The sequence below is a fragment of the Escherichia sp. WS1118 genome, assembly GCF_046487695.1.
GTDB lineage: Bacteria > Pseudomonadota > Gammaproteobacteria > Enterobacterales > Enterobacteriaceae > Escherichia > Escherichia coli.
The window spans coordinates 277,980-294,324 of sequence record NZ_JBJQIZ010000003.1 but is presented as its reverse complement, the minus strand read 5'-3'; the positions used below and the strand labels follow the sequence as shown (position 1 = coordinate 294,324).

Annotated in this window: 15 protein-coding genes; 12 read left to right on the top strand and 3 right to left on the bottom strand. The window is 51.6% G+C overall.

Features of this window, described 5'->3' with window-relative positions; all coding sequences use genetic code 11:
- Positions 1-174 precede the first annotated feature (174 nt).
- The 5 genes from phoB to malZ all read left to right on the top strand — a co-directional run bounded on the left by phoB (position 175) and on the right by malZ (position 7,365).
- The gene (gene phoB / locus ACJHYO_RS07215; protein ID WP_000113933.1) at positions 175-864 is read left to right on the top strand and encodes a phosphate response regulator transcription factor PhoB; all 690 of its coding nucleotides are present in this window, start codon (positions 175-177) and stop codon (positions 862-864) included.
- Between the two features lie 57 nt (positions 865-921).
- Positions 922-2,217, top strand: a complete 1,296-nt coding sequence (gene phoR, locus ACJHYO_RS07210) for a phosphate regulon sensor histidine kinase PhoR (protein WP_000893603.1) — start codon at positions 922-924, stop codon at positions 2,215-2,217.
- Between the two features lie 406 nt (positions 2,218-2,623).
- Positions 2,624-3,943 carry a branched-chain amino acid transporter carrier protein BrnQ gene (gene brnQ / locus ACJHYO_RS07205; RefSeq protein ID WP_000149635.1) on the top strand — a complete coding sequence of 440 codons (1,320 nt, stop codon included), beginning with the start codon at positions 2,624-2,626 and terminating at the stop codon, positions 3,941-3,943.
- 75 nt (positions 3,944-4,018) lie between these two features.
- A complete protein-coding gene (proY, locus tag ACJHYO_RS07200) occupies positions 4,019-5,392 on the top strand; it encodes a proline-specific permease ProY (protein ID WP_001295329.1) in 1,374 nt (457 codons plus the stop codon).
- A gap of 155 nt (positions 5,393-5,547) precedes the next feature.
- Positions 5,548-7,365 (top strand): maltodextrin glucosidase, encoded by a 1,818-nt coding sequence (gene malZ / locus ACJHYO_RS07195; RefSeq protein WP_001682644.1) that lies wholly within the window; start codon positions 5,548-5,550, stop codon positions 7,363-7,365.
- 4 nt (positions 7,366-7,369) lie between these two features.
- Here malZ and acpH read toward each other — a convergent pair whose 3' ends face one another.
- A complete protein-coding gene (gene acpH / locus ACJHYO_RS07190) occupies positions 7,370-7,951 on the bottom strand; it encodes an ACP phosphodiesterase (protein ID WP_001009870.1) in 582 nt (193 codons plus the stop codon).
- A 92-nt stretch (positions 7,952-8,043) separates the two neighbouring features.
- Between acpH and queA the strand changes: the two genes are divergently transcribed.
- From queA to yajD, 6 genes are all read left to right on the top strand, one after another.
- The gene (queA, locus tag ACJHYO_RS07185; protein WP_001266506.1) at positions 8,044-9,114 is read left to right on the top strand and encodes a tRNA preQ1(34) S-adenosylmethionine ribosyltransferase-isomerase QueA; all 1,071 of its coding nucleotides are present in this window, start codon (positions 8,044-8,046) and stop codon (positions 9,112-9,114) included.
- 54 nt (positions 9,115-9,168) lie between these two features.
- Positions 9,169-10,296, top strand: coding sequence for a tRNA guanosine(34) transglycosylase Tgt (gene tgt, locus ACJHYO_RS07180; protein WP_000667319.1), 1,128 nt, complete (start codon positions 9,169-9,171; stop codon positions 10,294-10,296).
- A gap of 22 nt (positions 10,297-10,318) precedes the next feature.
- Entirely contained in the window at positions 10,319-10,651 is a 333-nt protein-coding gene (gene yajC / locus ACJHYO_RS07175) for a preprotein translocase subunit YajC (protein WP_000007629.1), read from the top strand.
- 27 nt (positions 10,652-10,678) lie between these two features.
- Positions 10,679-12,526: a protein translocase subunit SecD gene (gene secD / locus ACJHYO_RS07170; protein WP_000934823.1), complete on the top strand. Its 1,848-nt coding sequence runs from the start codon at positions 10,679-10,681 to the stop codon at positions 12,524-12,526.
- A gap of 10 nt (positions 12,527-12,536) precedes the next feature.
- The gene (gene secF, locus ACJHYO_RS07165; RefSeq protein WP_000046637.1) at positions 12,537-13,508 is read left to right on the top strand and encodes a protein translocase subunit SecF; all 972 of its coding nucleotides are present in this window, start codon (positions 12,537-12,539) and stop codon (positions 13,506-13,508) included.
- A gap of 129 nt (positions 13,509-13,637) precedes the next feature.
- Entirely contained in the window at positions 13,638-13,985 is a 348-nt protein-coding gene (gene yajD / locus ACJHYO_RS07160; RefSeq protein WP_000974813.1) for an HNH nuclease YajD, read from the top strand.
- Between the two features lie 37 nt (positions 13,986-14,022).
- On the opposite strand, the gene tsx is transcribed toward yajD, so the two are convergent.
- Complete coding sequence (gene tsx, locus ACJHYO_RS07155) at positions 14,023-14,907, bottom strand: nucleoside-specific channel-forming protein Tsx (protein ID WP_001350206.1); 885 nt, start codon at positions 14,905-14,907, stop codon at positions 14,023-14,025.
- Positions 14,908-15,205: 298 nt separating this feature from the next.
- The gene (locus tag ACJHYO_RS07150) at positions 15,206-15,745 is read right to left on the bottom strand and encodes a DUF3251 domain-containing protein (protein WP_001314529.1); all 540 of its coding nucleotides are present in this window, start codon (positions 15,743-15,745) and stop codon (positions 15,206-15,208) included.
- Between the two features lie 150 nt (positions 15,746-15,895).
- Here ACJHYO_RS07150 and nrdR point away from each other — a divergent pair, with 150 nt between their 5' ends.
- Positions 15,896-16,345 carry a transcriptional regulator NrdR gene (gene nrdR / locus ACJHYO_RS07145; protein ID WP_000543535.1) on the top strand — a complete coding sequence of 150 codons (450 nt, stop codon included), beginning with the start codon at positions 15,896-15,898 and terminating at the stop codon, positions 16,343-16,345.

Genomic DNA, 16,345 nt, shown 5'->3' with positions numbered 1-16,345 from the left:
AAAAAGCATGGGCGCGATTATACCCAAACAGATGTGCCATTTGCTTTTTTCTGTGCCACGGAAATCAATAACCTGAAAGGATGTGCGACGAGCTTTTCATAAATCTGTCATAAATCTGACGCATAATGACGTCGCATTAATGATCGCAACCTATTTATTACAACAGGGCAAATCATGGCGAGACGTATTCTGGTCGTAGAAGATGAAGCTCCAATTCGCGAAATGGTCTGCTTCGTGCTCGAACAAAATGGCTTTCAGCCGGTCGAAGCGGAAGATTATGACAGTGCTGTGAATCAACTGAATGAACCCTGGCCGGATTTAATTCTCCTCGACTGGATGTTACCTGGCGGCTCCGGTATCCAGTTCATCAAACACCTCAAGCGCGAGTCGATGACCCGGGATATTCCAGTGGTGATGTTGACCGCCAGAGGGGAAGAAGAAGATCGCGTGCGCGGCCTTGAAACCGGTGCGGATGACTATATCACCAAGCCGTTTTCTCCGAAGGAGCTGGTGGCGCGAATCAAAGCGGTAATGCGCCGTATTTCGCCAATGGCGGTGGAAGAGGTGATCGAGATGCAGGGGCTAAGTCTGGACCCGACATCTCACCGGGTGATGGCGGGCGAAGAACCGCTGGAGATGGGGCCGACAGAATTTAAACTGCTGCACTTTTTTATGACGCATCCTGAGCGCGTGTACAGCCGCGAGCAGCTGTTAAACCACGTCTGGGGAACCAACGTGTATGTGGAAGATCGTACGGTCGATGTCCACATTCGTCGCCTGCGTAAAGCACTGGAGCCCGGCGGGCATGACCGCATGGTGCAGACCGTGCGCGGTACAGGGTATCGTTTTTCAACCCGCTTTTAAGGCCTTGCTCATCGGACGTAGAGCAGGGCTTATGATTTCTTAACTGGAGTATCTTACGTGCTGGAACGGCTGTCGTGGAAAAGGCTGGTGCTGGAGCTGCTACTTTGCTGCCTCCCGGCTTTCATCCTGGGTGCATTTTTTGGTTACCTGCCCTGGTTTTTGCTGGCATCGGTAACAGGACTGCTTATCTGGCATTTCTGGAATTTATTGCGCCTTTCATGGTGGCTGTGGGTGGATCGTAGTATGACCCCGCCACCGGGGCGTGGTAGCTGGGAACCGCTACTATACGGCTTACACCAGATGCAGCTGCGAAATAAAAAACGCCGCCGTGAACTGGGCAATCTGATTAAACGCTTTCGTAGCGGCGCGGAGTCGCTGCCCGACGCGGTGGTGCTGACCACGGAAGAGGGCGGTATTTTCTGGTGCAACGGTCTGGCGCAACAGATTCTTGGCTTGCGCTGGCCGGAAGATAACGGGCAGAACATCCTTAACTTGCTGCGTTACCCGGAGTTTACGCAATATCTGAAAACGCGTGATTTCTCTCGCCCGCTCAATCTGGTGCTCAACACCGGGCGGCATCTGGAGATTCGCGTCATGCCTTATACCCACAAACAGTTGCTGATGGTGGCGCGAGATGTCACGCAAATGCATCAACTGGAAGGGGCGCGGCGTAACTTTTTTGCCAACGTGAGCCATGAGTTACGTACGCCATTGACCGTGTTACAGGGTTACCTGGAGATGATGGATGAGCAACCGCTGGAAGGCGCGGTACGTGAAAAAGCGTTGCACACCATGCGCGAGCAGACCCAGCGGATGGAAGGGTTGGTGAAGCAATTGCTGACGCTGTCGAAAATAGAAGCCGCACCGACGCATTTGCTCAATGAAAAGGTTGATGTGCCGATGATGCTGCGCGTCGTTGAGCGCGAGGCTCAGACTCTGAGTCAGAAAAAACAGACATTTACCTTTGAGATAGATAACGGCCTCAAGGTGTCAGGCAACGAAGATCAGCTACGCAGTGCGATTTCGAACCTGGTCTATAACGCCGTGAATCATACGCCGGAAGGCACGCATATCACCGTACGCTGGCAGCGAGTGCCGCACGGTGCCGAATTTAGTGTTGAAGATAACGGACCGGGCATTGCACCGGAGCATATTCCGCGCCTGACCGAGCGTTTTTATCGCGTTGATAAAGCGCGTTCCCGGCAAACCGGTGGTAGCGGATTAGGGTTAGCGATCGTGAAACATGCGGTGAATCATCACGAAAGTCGCCTGAATATTGAGAGTACAGTAGGAAAAGGTACACGTTTCAGTTTTGTTATCCCGGAACGTTTAATTGCCAAAAACAGCGATTAATTCGCCTTTGTCATCTTTTATTGCCATAAGCCAGCCGATGCTGGCTTATTTTCTTTGCAGTCGAAATACGGGCGTTAGATTTTACAACGGTTGGTGATTTTTTGTTCGCATGATTAGCCATGTCTTTTTCATTGAAATAGTGTTTTATACTGGTTGGTGATTTCTTATCGCTATATACCTCTGGTTTTTAGATCCCTTCTTGCTTTAAAACGTTATAAGCGTTTAAATTGCGCTTCAGGTGCTGTCATACTGACTGCATTTACGCGGTAAATCGAAAAACTATTCTTCGCCGCGCCTGGTTGGGAGTATTTCCCGCTAAAATTGTTTAAATATACCGCTGTATCATCCCCAGGGATTGGCACAAAAATTTAACGTTACAACACCACATCCACAGGCAGTATGATTTATGACCCATCAATTAAGATCGCGCGATATCATCGCTCTGGGCTTTATGACATTTGCGTTGTTCGTCGGCGCAGGTAACATTATTTTCCCTCCAATGGTCGGCTTGCAGGCAGGCGAACACGTCTGGACTGCGGCATTCGGCTTCCTCATTACTGCCGTTGGCCTACCGGTATTAACGGTAGTGGCGCTGGCAAAAGTTGGCGGCGGTGTTGACAGTCTCAGCACGCCAATTGGTAAAGTCGCTGGCGTACTGCTGGCAACAGTTTGTTACCTGGCGGTGGGGCCGCTTTTCGCTACGCCGCGTACAGCTACCGTTTCTTTTGAAGTGGGCATTGCGCCGCTGACGGGTGATTCCGCGCTGCCGCTGTTTATTTACAGCCTGGTCTATTTCGCTATCGTTATTCTGGTTTCGCTCTATCCGGGCAAGCTGCTGGATACCGTGGGCAACTTCCTTGCGCCGCTGAAAATTATCGCGCTGGTCATCCTGTCTGTTGCCGCAATTATCTGGCCGGCGGGTTCTATCAGCACGGCGACTGAGGCTTATCAAAACGCTGCGTTTTCTAACGGCTTCGTCAACGGCTATCTGACCATGGATACGCTGGGCGCAATGGTGTTTGGTATCGTTATTGTTAACGCGGCGCGTTCTCGTGGCGTTACCGAAGCGCGTCTGCTGACCCGTTATACCGTCTGGGCTGGCCTGATGGCGGGTGTTGGTCTGACTCTGCTGTACCTGGCGCTGTTCCGTCTGGGTTCAGACAGCGCGTCGCTGGTCGATCAGTCTGCAAACGGTGCGGCGATCCTGCATGCTTACGTTCAGCATACCTTTGGCGGCGGCGGTAGCTTCCTGCTGGCGGCGTTAATCTTCATCGCCTGTCTGGTCACGGCGGTTGGCCTGACCTGTGCTTGTGCAGAATTCTTCGCCCAGTACGTACCGCTCTCTTATCGTACGCTGGTGTTTATCCTCGGCGGCTTCTCGATGGTGGTGTCTAACCTCGGCTTGAGCCAGCTGATTCAGATCTCTGTACCGGTGCTGACCGCCATTTATCCGCCGTGTATCGCACTGGTTGTATTAAGTTTTACACGCTCATGGTGGCATAATTCGTCCCGCGTGATTGCTCCGCCGATGTTTATCAGCCTGCTTTTTGGTATTCTCGACGGGATCAAGGCATCTGCATTCAGCGATATCTTACCGTCCTGGGCGCAGCGTTTACCGCTGGCCGAACAAGGTCTGGCGTGGTTAATGCCAACAGTGGTGATGGTGGTTCTGGCCATTATCTGGGATCGTGCGGCAGGTCGTCAGGTGACCTCCAGCGCTCACTAAATCACTGAACATTTGTTTTAACCACGGGGCTGCGATGCCCCGTGGTTTTTTATTGTGTTGATGGGTTAGGAATTGATGGAAAGTAAGAACAAGCTAAAGCGTGGGCTAAGTACCCGACACATACGCTTTATGGCACTGGGTTCAGCAATTGGCACCGGGCTGTTTTACGGTTCGGCAGATGCCATCAAAATGGCCGGTCCAAGCGTGTTGTTGGCCTATATTATCGGTGGTATCGCGGCGTATATCATTATGCGTGCGCTGGGGGAAATGTCGGTACATAACCCAGCAGCCAGCTCTTTCTCGCGTTATGCGCAGGAAAACCTCGGCCCGCTGGCAGGTTACATTACCGGCTGGACCTACTGCTTTGAAATCCTTATTGTCGCCATCGCCGATGTGACCGCTTTTGGTATCTATATGGGTGTCTGGTTCCCGACGGTGCCGCACTGGATTTGGGTACTGAGTGTGGTGCTGATCATTTGCGCCGTAAACCTGATGAGCGTGAAGGTATTCGGTGAGCTGGAGTTCTGGTTCTCGTTCTTTAAAGTCGCCACTATCATCATCATGATTGTCGCCGGTTTCGGCATCATCATCTGGGGGATTGGCAACGGCGGGCAACCGACCGGTATTCATAACCTGTGGAGCAACGGCGGCTTCTTCAGTAACGGCTGGCTTGGTATGGTGATGTCGTTGCAAATGGTGATGTTTGCTTACGGTGGGATCGAAATTATCGGGATTACCGCCGGTGAAGCGAAAGATCCTGAGAAATCGATTCCGCGTGCGATTAACTCCGTGCCGATGCGTATTCTGGTGTTCTACGTCGGTACGCTGTTCGTCATTATGTCTATCTACCCGTGGAATCAGGTTGGCACTGCCGGTAGCCCGTTTGTGCTGACGTTCCAGCATATGGGCATTACCTTTGCCGCCAGCATTCTTAACTTTGTTGTGCTGACCGCTTCGCTGTCGGCAATTAACAGTGACGTATTTGGTGTAGGCCGTATGCTCCACGGTATGGCAGAGCAGGGCAGCGCGCCAAAAATTTTCAGCAAAACCTCGCGTCGCGGTATTCCGTGGGTTACGGTGCTGGTGATGACTACCGCGCTGCTGTTTGCGGTGTATCTGAACTACATCATGCCGGAAAACGTCTTCCTGGTGATCGCTTCGCTGGCAACCTTCGCCACGGTGTGGGTGTGGATTATGATCCTGCTGTCGCAAATCGCCTTCCGTCGCCGTTTGCCGCCAGAAGAAGTTAAGGCGCTGAAATTTAAAGTGCCGGGTGGGGTCGCAACCACCATCGGCGGTTTGATTTTCCTGCTCTTTATTATCGGGTTGATTGGTTATCACCCTGATACGCGTATCTCGCTGTATGTTGGTTTCGCGTGGATTGTTGTGCTGTTGATTGGCTGGATGTTTAAGCGCCGCCACGATCGTCAGCTGGCTGAAAACCAGTAATCCTTGCGTTTTGTAAGCCGGTTCAGGAGGAAATCCTGATCCGGCTATTCCGAAAGTTATCCGCCCCCGTCCTCCTCCCCCAAATATCCTTCAGATGATGAGTGATCCTGCATTAGGCTATGGCAAGGTGATCAGATTTTCATCACAGGGGAATTATGATGTTAAATGCATGGCATCTGCCGGTGCCCCCATTTGTTAAACAAAGCAAAGATCAACTGCTCATTACACTGTGGCTGACGGGCGAAGACCCACCGCAGCGCATTATGCTGCGTACAGAACACGATAACGAAGAAATGTCAGTACCGATGCATAAGCAGCGCAGTCAGCCGCAGCCTGGCGTCACCGCATGGCGGGCGGCGATCGATCTCTCCAGCGGACAACCTCGGCGGCGTTATAGTTTCAAATTGCTGTGGCACGATCGCCAGCGTTGGTTTACACCGCAAGGCTTCAGCCGAATGCCGCCAGCACGACTGGAGCAGTTTGCCATTGATGTACCGGATATCGGCCCACAATGGGCTGCGGATCAGATTTTTTATCAGATCTTCCCTGATCGTTTCGCCCGTAATCTTCCTCGTGAAGCTGAACAGGATCATGTCTATTACCATCACGCAGCCGGACAAGAGATCATATTGCGTGACTGGGATGAACCGGTCACGGCGCAGGCTGGCGGATCAACGTTCTATGGCGGCGATCTGGACGGGATAAGTGAAAAACTGCCGTATCTGAAAAAACTTGGCGTGACGGCGCTGTATCTCAATCCGGTGTTTAAAGCTCCCAGCGTGCATAAATACGATACCGAGGATTATCGCCATGTCGATCCGCAGTTTGGCGGTGATGGGGCGTTGCTGCGTTTGCGACACAATACGCAGCAGCTGGGAATGCGACTGGTGCTGGACGGCGTGTTTAACCACAGTGGCGATTCCCATGCCTGGTTTGACAGGCACAATCGTGGCACGGGGGGAGCTTGTCACAACCCCGAATCACCCTGGCGTGACTGGTACTCGTTTAGTGATGATGGCACGGCGCTCGACTGGCTGGGCTATGCCAGCTTGCCGAAGCTGGATTATCAGTCGGAAAGTCTGGTGAATGAAATTTATCGCGGGGAAGACAGTATTGTCCGCCACTGGCTGAAAGCGCCGTGGAATATGGATGGCTGGCGGCTGGATGTGGTGCATATGCTGGGGGAAGCGGGTGGGGCGCGCAATAATTTGCAGCACGTTGCCGGGATCACCGAAGCGGCGAAAGAAACCCAGCCGGATGCGTATATTGTCGGCGAACATTTTGGCGATGCACGGCAATGGTTACAGGCCGATGTGGAAGATGCCGCCATGAACTATCGCGGCTTCACATTCCCGTTGTGGGGATTTCTTGCCAACACCGATATCTCTTACGATCCGCAGCAAATTGACGCCCAAACCTGTATGGCCTGGATGGATAATTACCGCGCAGGGCTTTCTCATCAACAACAATTACGTATGTTTAATCAGCTCGACAGCCACGATACTGCGCGATTTAAAACGCTGCTCGGTCGGGATGTTGCGCGCCTGCCCCTGGCGGTGGTCTGGCTGTTCACCTGGCCTGGTGTACCGTGCATTTATTACGGTGATGAAGTGGGACTGGATGGCAAAAACGATCCGTTTTGCCGTAAGCCGTTCCCCTGGCAGGTGGAAAAGCAGGATTCGGCGTTATTCGCGCTGTACCAGCGAATGATTGCGCTGCGTAAGAAAAGTCAGGCGTTGCGTCGTGGCGGCTGTCAGGTGCTGTATGCGGAAGATAACGTGGTGTTATTTGTCCGCGTGCTGAATCAGCAGCGTGTACTGGTGGCAATCAACCGTGGCGAAGCCTGTGAAGTGGTGCTACCCGCGTCACCGTTGCTTAATGTCGCGCAATGGCAACGCAAAGAAGGTCACGGGCAACTGACGGACGGGATTCTGGCTTTGCCTGCCATTTCGGCTACGGTGTGGATGAATTAACGTCTTATAACGCCTTGCGTGACGCCTGCTCCATCATCCGCGGATAAAACTGCCAGAAGCGGGTTTCGAGAGCATCGTAATGGGCGTCTAAATCGTACCAGGAGTCACGCAGGGCATCCAGACGTGGGCGACGGCTTGCCATGCCGTTTAACACGCTCTGGATGAAATCCATATCGCGATAGCGCACCAACCACTGCTCTGACCATAAGTAGTTGTTCAGATTGATAAAGCGTGGCGGTGAGTCTGGAAGAATAGTCATCACTTGCTCCCGGGCATAACAGGTAAATTCCTGTAGCGGAAAATCGGGCGACAGCTGCGACCAGTGGCGGGACAGAAAGTGATCCCACATCACATCCAGCGTAATAGGCGCGACACGGCGCGTTTCATTACGAAACCACTCCCGCGCTTCGCGGACTTCTGGCAGATTGTCGGTTAATACGTCGATTCGCCGATGCATATGAATACCAGCCACGACGTCGGGCGGAAAACTTTCTTCAGGATTTCCGCGTACGAAATCAGCCAGTAAATTGCCGGAAAGCGAGCTTTCCGCGAGATGGGCTAAATGCAGGTGAGCTAAAAAATTCATCGATTATATTCTATCCAAAGGGGGGTAAAGGTTGCAGGGAGAGCGCCCCGGCACTAGACTACCCGCCTCTTATTTTAGTCTGAGTCAGTGTCATGCGCGTTACCGATTTCTCTTTTGAATTGCCCGAATCCCTGATTGCCCACTATCCCATGCCTGAACGCAGTAGCTGTCGTTTACTGTCGCTGGACGGGCCGACGGGCGCGCTGACGCACGGTACTTTCACCGATTTACTCGATAAGCTCAACCCCGGCGATCTTCTGGTTTTTAATAATACCCGCGTGATCCCGGCGCGTCTGTTTGGGCGTAAAGCCAGCGGCGGCAAGATTGAAGTGCTGGTTGAGCGGATGCTCGACGACAAACGCATTCTTGCGCATATTCGCGCCTCGAAAGCGCCAAAACCTGGCGCAGAACTGCTGCTGGGCGATGACGAAAGTATTAACGCAACAATGACCGCGCGCCACGGCGCACTGTTTGAAGTCGAATTTAATGATCAACGTTCGGTGCTGGATATTCTCAACAGCATCGGCCATATGCCGCTGCCGCCGTACATCGACCGTCCGGACGAAGATGCAGACCGCGAACTTTATCAAACGGTTTATAGCGAAAAACCCGGCGCGGTAGCAGCACCGACCGCCGGACTGCACTTTGACGAACCTTTGCTGGAAAAATTACGCGCCAAAGGCGTGGAGATGGCGTTTGTGACGTTGCACGTTGGTGCGGGCACCTTCCAGCCGGTGCGCGTCGACACCATTGAAGATCACATCATGCACTCGGAATACGCTGAAGTTCCGCAGGATGTGGTAGACGCGGTACTGGCGGCGAAAGCGCGCGGTAACCGGGTGATTGCGGTTGGTACCACCTCAGTACGTTCGCTGGAAAGTGCGGCTCAGGCAGCGAAAAACGATCTCATTGAACCGTTCTTTGACGATACCCAAATCTTTATCTATCCGGGCTTCCAGTACAAAGTGGTCGATGCGCTGGTGACGAACTTCCACCTTCCGGAATCGACGCTGATTATGCTGGTTTCGGCATTTGCTGGTTATCAACACACCATGAATGCCTATAAAGCGGCGGTAGAAGAGAAATATCGCTTTTTTAGTTACGGTGATGCGATGTTTATCACGTACAATCCGCAGGCAATTAATGAGCGCGTTGGGGAGTAATTCCGCGGCGCTGGTTTAAACGTTGGACTGTTTTTCTGACGTAGTGGAGAAAAAATGAAATTTGAACTGGACACCACCGACGGTCGCGCACGCCGTGGCCGCCTGGTCTTTGATCGTGGCGTAGTGGAAACGCCTTGTTTTATGCCTGTTGGCACTTACGGCACCGTAAAAGGGATGACGCCGGAAGAAGTTGAAGCCACTGGCGCGCAAATTATCCTCGGCAACACCTTCCACCTGTGGCTGCGCCCGGGCCAGGAAATCATGAAACTGCACGGCGATCTGCACGATTTTATGCAGTGGAAAGGACCAATCCTTACCGACTCCGGCGGCTTCCAGGTCTTCAGCCTTGGTGATATTCGTAAAATCACCGAACAGGGCGTTCACTTCCGCAACCCGATCAACGGCGACCCGATTTTCCTCGACCCGGAAAAGTCGATGGAGATTCAGTACGATCTTGGTTCGGATATCGTCATGATCTTTGATGAGTGTACGCCGTATCCTGCTGACTGGGATTACGCAAAACGCTCCATGGAGATGTCTCTGCGTTGGGCGAAGCGTAGCCGTGAGCGTTTTGACAGTCTCGGAAACAAAAATGCGCTGTTTGGTATCATTCAGGGCAGTGTTTACGAAGATTTACGTGATATTTCTGTTAAAGGTCTGGTAGATATCGGTTTTGATGGCTACGCTGTCGGCGGTCTGGCTGTGGGTGAGCCGAAAGCAGATATGCACCGTATTCTGGAGCATGTATGCCCGCAAATTCCGGCAGACAAACCGCGTTACCTGATGGGCGTTGGTAAACCAGAAGACCTGGTTGAGGGCGTACGTCGCGGTATCGATATGTTTGACTGCGTAATGCCAACCCGCAACGCCCGAAATGGTCATTTGTTCGTGACCGATGGCGTGGTGAAAATCCGCAATGCGAAGTATAAGAGCGATACTGGCCCACTCGATCCTGAGTGTGATTGCTACACCTGTCGCAATTATTCACGCGCTTACTTGCATCATCTCGACCGTTGCAACGAAATATTAGGCGCGCGACTCAACACCATTCATAACCTTCGTTACTACCAGCGTTTGATGGCGGGTTTACGCAAGGCTATTGAAGAGGGTAAATTAGAGAGCTTCGTAACTGATTTTTACCAGCGTCAGGGGCGAGAAGTACCACCTTTGAACGTTGATTAATATTAATAATGAGGGAAATTTAATGAGCTTTTTTATTTCTGATGCGGTAGCGGCAACGGGTGCACCGGCGCAAGGTAGCCCGATGTCTTTGATTTTGATGCTGGTGGTATTCGGTCTGATTTTCTATTTCATGATCCTGCGTCCACAGCAGAAGCGCACCAAAGAACACAAAAAGCTGATGGACTCCATCGCTAAAGGTGATGAAGTGCTGACGAACGGTGGCCTGGTCGGTCGCGTAACCAAAGTAGCGGAAAACGGCTACATTGCTATCGCACTGAATGACACCACTGAAGTAGTTATTAAACGTGACTTCGTAGCTGCCGTTCTGCCGAAAGGCACCATGAAGGCGCTGTAATTAAAATTTTTCCCTAAGGGAATTGCCGTGTTAAACCGTTATCCTTTGTGGAAGTACGTCATGCTGATCGTGGTGATTGTCATCGGTCTGCTGTATGCGCTTCCCAACCTGTTTGGTGAGGATCCGGCTGTTCAGATCACTGGTGCGCGCGGAGTCGCCGCCAGTGAGCAAACGCTGATCCAGGTCCAGAAAACGTTACAAGAAGAAAAAATAACTGCTAAGTCTGTGGCACTGGAAGAGGGCGCTATTCTTGCGCGCTTCGACTCCACTGACACCCAGCTGCGCGCTCGTGAAGCATTAATGGGCGTTATGGGTGACAAATACGTCGTGGCGCTTAACCTTGCCCCGGCAACGCCGCGCTGGCTGGCAGCCATTCATGCTGAGCCGATGAAGCTCGGCCTTGACCTGCGTGGCGGCGTTCACTTCCTGATGGAAGTGGATATGGACACCGCGCTTGGCAAACTCCAGGAACAAAATATCGATAGCCTGCGCAGCGACCTGCGTGAAAAGGGCATCCCGTATACCACCGTTCGTAAAGAAAACAACTACGGCCTGAGCATCACTTTCCGCGATGCTAAAGCTCGTGATGAAGCCATTGCGTATCTGAGCAAGCGCCATCCGGACCTGGTGATTAGCAGCCAGGGCAGCAACCAGCTGCGTGCGGTAATGAGCGATGCTCGTCTGAGTGAAGCGCGTGAATATGCGGTGCAGCAGAACATCAATATCCTGCGTAACCGTGTAAACCAACTTGGCGTGGCGGAGCCGGTGGTTCAGCGTCAGGGTGCTGACCGTATCGTTGTTGAACTGCCAGGTATTCAGGACACTGCGCGTGCGAAAGAGATTCTGGGTGCAACGGCAACGCTGGAATTCCGTCTGGTAAACACCAACGTTGATCAGGCCGCTGCGGCATCCGGTCGCGTACCGGGCGACTCTGAAGTGAAACAGACCCGCGAAGGTCAGCCGGTTGTGCTGTACAAACGCGTAATTCTGACCGGTGACCATATCACCGACTCCACTTCCAGCCAGGACGAATACAACCAGCCGCAGGTTAACATCTCGCTCGATAGCGCGGGTGGTAACATCATGTCTAACTTCACCAAGGACAACATCGGCAAACCGATGGCAACCCTGTTTGTGGAGTACAAAGACAGCGGTAAGAAAGATGCAAACGGTCGTGCGGTTCTGGTGAAACAGGAAGAGGTGATTAATATCGCCAACATCCAGTCTCGTCTGGGTAACAGCTTCCGTATTACTGGCATCAATAACCCAAGCGAAGCGCGTCAGCTTTCACTGCTGCTGCGTGCCGGTGCGTTGATCGCGCCGATTCAGATTGTTGAAGAACGTACCATTGGCCCAACCCTGGGTATGCAGAACATTGAGCAGGGGCTGGAGGCTTGCCTTGCCGGTCTGCTGGTTTCTATTCTGTTCATGATCATCTTCTATAAGAAGTTTGGTCTGATTGCGACCAGTGCTCTGATTGCCAACTTGATCTTGATTGTCGGTATTATGTCGCTGTTGCCAGGCGCAACGCTGAGTATGCCAGGTATCGCGGGTATCGTCTTAACCCTTGCGGTAGCGGTCGATGCGAACGTACTGATCAACGAACGTATTAAAGAAGAGTTGAGCAACGGACGTACTGTTCAACAGGCAATTGATGAAGGTTATCGTGGCGCATTCAGTTCCATCTTCGATGCGAACATCACCACGCTGATTAAAGTCATCATCCTGTATGCAGTGGGTACCGGGGCAATTAAAGGGTTCGCGATTACTACCGGTATCGGTGTGGCGACGTCGATGTTTACCGCGATTGTCGGTACGCGTGCCATCGTAAACCTGCTATATGGCGGCAAGCGCGTCAAGAAGCTGTCAATCTGAGGAGTGCGATGTGGCACAGGAATATACTGTTGAACAACTAAACCACGGCCGTAAAGTCTATGACTTTATGCGCTGGGACTACTGGGCTTTCGGCATCTCTGGTCTGCTGTTAATCGCCGCTATCGTTATTATGGGCGTGCGCGGCTTTAACTGGGGGCTGGATTTTACCGGTGGTACGGTTATTGAAATTACGCTCGAAAAACCGGCTGAAATTGACGTAATGCGTGATGCATTGCAAAAAGCCGGTTTTGAAGAGCCGATGCTGCAAAACTTTGGTAGCAGCCACGACATCATGGTCCGTATGCCGCCTGCTGAAGGCGAAACCGGCGGTCAGGTGCTGGGCAGCCAGGTTCTGAAGGTGATTAACGAATCCACCAATCAGAATGCGGCAGTGAAGCGTATTGAGTTCGTCGGTCCGAGCGTGGGGGCAGACCTTGCGCAAACCGGTGCGATGGCGCTGATGGCAGCGCTGCTGTCTATCCTCGTGTACGTTGGTTTCCGCTTTGAGTGGCGACTGGCGGCAGGGGTTGTTATTGCGCTGGCGCACGACGTTATCATTACGCTGGGTATTTTGTCGTTATTCCATATCGAGATTGACCTGACCATTGTGGCATCATTGATGTCGGTTATCGGTTACTCGCTTAACGACAGTATCGTGGTATCGGACCGTATTCGTGAAAACTTCCGCAAGATCCGTCGCGGTACGCCTTACGAAATCTTTAACGTGTCCTTGACCCAGACGCTGCACCGTACCTTGATCACATCCGGTACTACCTTGATGGTTATCCTGATGCTGTACCTCTTCGGTGGTCCGGTACTGGAAGGCTTCTCGCTGACCATGCTTATCGGTGTTTCCATCGGTACTGCATCTTCCATCTATGTGGCATCTGCGCTGGCTCTGAAACTGGGTATGAAGCGCGAACACATGTTGCAGCAGAAAGTGGAAAAAGAAGGGGCGGATCAGCCGTCAATTCTGCCTTAATCAAGTTTCAGCTGATGTTGAAAATCCCGGTCAGAAGATCGGGATTTTTTTTGATGTAAGGTGATTGCGAAAATCCCCGCATCTTGGGAAACTGCGCGTAACCCTACATTTCATCCAGGTAACTTTTTCATGGCTATCATCCCAAAAAACTATGCGCGGTTAGAAAGCGGCTATCGCGAAAAAGCATTAAAAATCTATCCGTGGGTCTGCGGTCGCTGTTCCCGCGAGTTTGTTTATTCCAACCTGCGTGAACTTACCGTTCACCACATTGATCACGACCATACTAATAACCCGGAAGATGGCAGTAACTGGGAATTACTTTGTCTCTATTGCCACGATCATGAGCATTCGAAATACACTGAAGCGGATCAGTATGGTACGACCGTTATCGCAGGGGAAGATGCGCAGAAAGATGTCGGTGAAGCGAAGTACAACCCATTCGCTGATTTGAAAGCGATGATGAACAAGAAGAAGTGATAAAAAATGCCGGATATGAAATCCGGCATTCTCACAATTAGAAGTTGTAACCTACTACCAGATAACCACCCCAGCCGGTAGAGTGAACGTTGAAGTTGCCGTTGCCGAAGTTCAGTTCTGCATCGTCATTCCACTGACCACCGTTATGCCAGTAACGGGCAACGACAGAGTAGTGCCAGTGATCGTAATTCAGCGCCAGAATATGGCTGGACGCAATAGAGTTATTGGTACGTGTTTTAATACCGTTGTTCGCATAACCGCTGTCATCGCCCAGGTCGGAACCCCAGTCGAAGTTGGTGAAGCCGATGTAGCTCAGCTGGCCGCCCCACAGATCGGTAATCGGCACAAAGTACTTCACTTTGAAACGGTAACCGTCCCACTCGTTTTCGTTCGCTGCGCCGTAGTTCTGCCACTGGTATTTCGCATAGACGTTCATGGACAGGCTCATCGGCAGACCAGTATCGATGTCGGTACCCAGACCCATGTACCAGGTGCTCTGGCGGCCATCTTTATTACGACCCATGTCGTAAATGTAGTTGTTCGCAAAGTACCACTCTTTGAACGGACCGAAGCTAAGGTCAGTATTGGTCAGCTTGTCAATGGAGAAACGCGGTTCGATTTCCATAAACAGCGGAGAACCGTGGTTCCAGATACCTTTTGCATCGGAGTTACCGCCGAAGAATACCGGCGCATCCGCATAACCATAGAAGTCGAACCAGTCTTTTTTAGCGAATGCTTCGTACTCAAGGTAGGTATCGTTGCGGAGCTGCGGTCCGAAACGGGTGTGATAGCTTCCGACAACGTTAACGCTCTGGTGCCACCAGTCGGAAAGATACTGCGGTTTGTCGTTTTCAGCTGCGTTGACAGTAAAAGACGAAGAGAGCGCCAGTACCGCACCGGCTGCCAGTAATGTTTTTTTCATATGTATGCCACTGTTTGAAAATCCCTTGCGGGAGTGAAAAAGGCGCAAATTGCGTTTCTAAATATTTCGTATACAGAGGAGCCTATTATAAAAATCATTGCTCACAAAAATATGTTTCGTTTCACAGTTCTATCATTTACGTAATCGATTGCGTTCACGTTTACACACATTCGGGCGGGGATTGTACTGACTTTCACCCTTGTTGCAAACTTTTACTATCAATCCAGGTGATGTAAGCGGAGTAACAAAATGACGGAGAAAGATGTTGCGGGACGCACAATATCGCCCCGCAATACGTTTACTGCATAACAGGTTGAATGTCGTGGATACGTACAAAGCCTAACTGATCCACAGAAATACCCTTTAACTGTAACGGAATATCAACATCGCTGGGGGCGAGGACGCTGGCAGGTGCGTTAATCAATTGATTCTGCACATTGATTTCCTGAAAGTTGTCTATTGTTCCCTGAATTTGCCCATATTCAACGGTTCCGCTGAATGCGGGTAAAGGGTCATTGGATTCGCCCTGAATACGTAGCGTCAGGGTGGTGCCATCTGTATCAGGCGTAATATTCACCAGCGACATACGTAAAGTACCGATCTGGCTTTCCAGTCTTGCTGGTGTTTTTGCTCCAGGCAGAAGGTAAACCCCACTGCTGGATTTTGCATTCAGCCTGTTTTGCTGAGTGATTTTGACCGTTTCTTTATTGAGCTGCGTCATCTCCTGGTTCAGCGTGCTGACGCTGTGTTTCATCTGTCGCACTTCACTTTGCTGCACACAGGCGCTAAGGCTGAACAGGCTTCCCAGCAGGAGCAGTCGAAAAACGTTAGTATTCATAGGTCGTCCCTTTCTCGTCGCAATTAGCCTAATGGTAGAGGGTAAAAGCAGTGAAAGCATCGATCCTTTATCTCAAAAGCGTTGCGCCTTTGTTGTATCGTCAGTTCAGGGTAAAATAGATTTCTGTTAACCACCTGGTCAGGACGCCGTATGCATTGCCCATTCTGTTTCGCCGTGGACACTAAGGTAATTGACTCTCGTCTCGTGGGCGAGGGTTCATCCGTACGCCGCCGTCGGCAGTGTCTGGTGTGTAATGAACGTTTCACCACCTTTGAAGTGGCGGAGCTGGTTATGCCGCGTGTTGTAAAAAGCAACGACGTGCGTGAACCGTTTAATGAAGAGAAATTACGTAGCGGAATGCTGCGGGCGCTGGAAAAACGTCCGGTGAGTTCCGATGACGTCGAAATGGCAATCAATCATATAAAATCGCAGCTGCGCGCCACCGGTGAGCGCGAAGTGCCGAGCAAGATGATTGGCAATCTGGTGATGGAGCAATTGAAAAAGCTCGATAAAGTCGCCTATATCCGTTTTGCCTCTGTCTACCGCAGTTTCGAAGATATCAAAGAATTTGGCGAAGAGATCGCGCGCCTGGAGGACTAA

Bases quoted from the DNA above. Each gene is read 5' to 3' on its own strand.
- yajC (WP_000007629.1), top strand. From the start codon at position 10,319: ATGAGCTTTTTTATTTCTGATGCGGTAGCGGCAACGGGTGCACCGGCG.
- acpH (WP_001009870.1), bottom strand. From the start codon at position 7,951: ATGAATTTTTTAGCTCACCTGCATTTAGCCCATCTCGCGGAAAGCTCG.
- malZ (WP_001682644.1), top strand. From the start codon at position 5,548: ATGATGTTAAATGCATGGCATCTGCCGGTGCCCCCATTTGTTAAACAA.
- brnQ (WP_000149635.1), top strand. From the start codon at position 2,624: ATGACCCATCAATTAAGATCGCGCGATATCATCGCTCTGGGCTTTATG.
- tgt (WP_000667319.1), top strand. From the start codon at position 9,169: ATGAAATTTGAACTGGACACCACCGACGGTCGCGCACGCCGTGGCCGC.
- phoB (WP_000113933.1), top strand. From the start codon at position 175: ATGGCGAGACGTATTCTGGTCGTAGAAGATGAAGCTCCAATTCGCGAA.
- yajD (WP_000974813.1), top strand. From the start codon at position 13,638: ATGGCTATCATCCCAAAAAACTATGCGCGGTTAGAAAGCGGCTATCGC.
- tsx (WP_001350206.1), bottom strand. From the start codon at position 14,907: ATGAAAAAAACATTACTGGCAGCCGGTGCGGTACTGGCGCTCTCTTCG.
- ACJHYO_RS07150 (WP_001314529.1), bottom strand. From the start codon at position 15,745: ATGAATACTAACGTTTTTCGACTGCTCCTGCTGGGAAGCCTGTTCAGC.
- nrdR (WP_000543535.1), top strand. From the start codon at position 15,896: ATGCATTGCCCATTCTGTTTCGCCGTGGACACTAAGGTAATTGACTCT.
- proY (WP_001295329.1), top strand. From the start codon at position 4,019: ATGGAAAGTAAGAACAAGCTAAAGCGTGGGCTAAGTACCCGACACATA.
- queA (WP_001266506.1), top strand. From the start codon at position 8,044: ATGCGCGTTACCGATTTCTCTTTTGAATTGCCCGAATCCCTGATTGCC.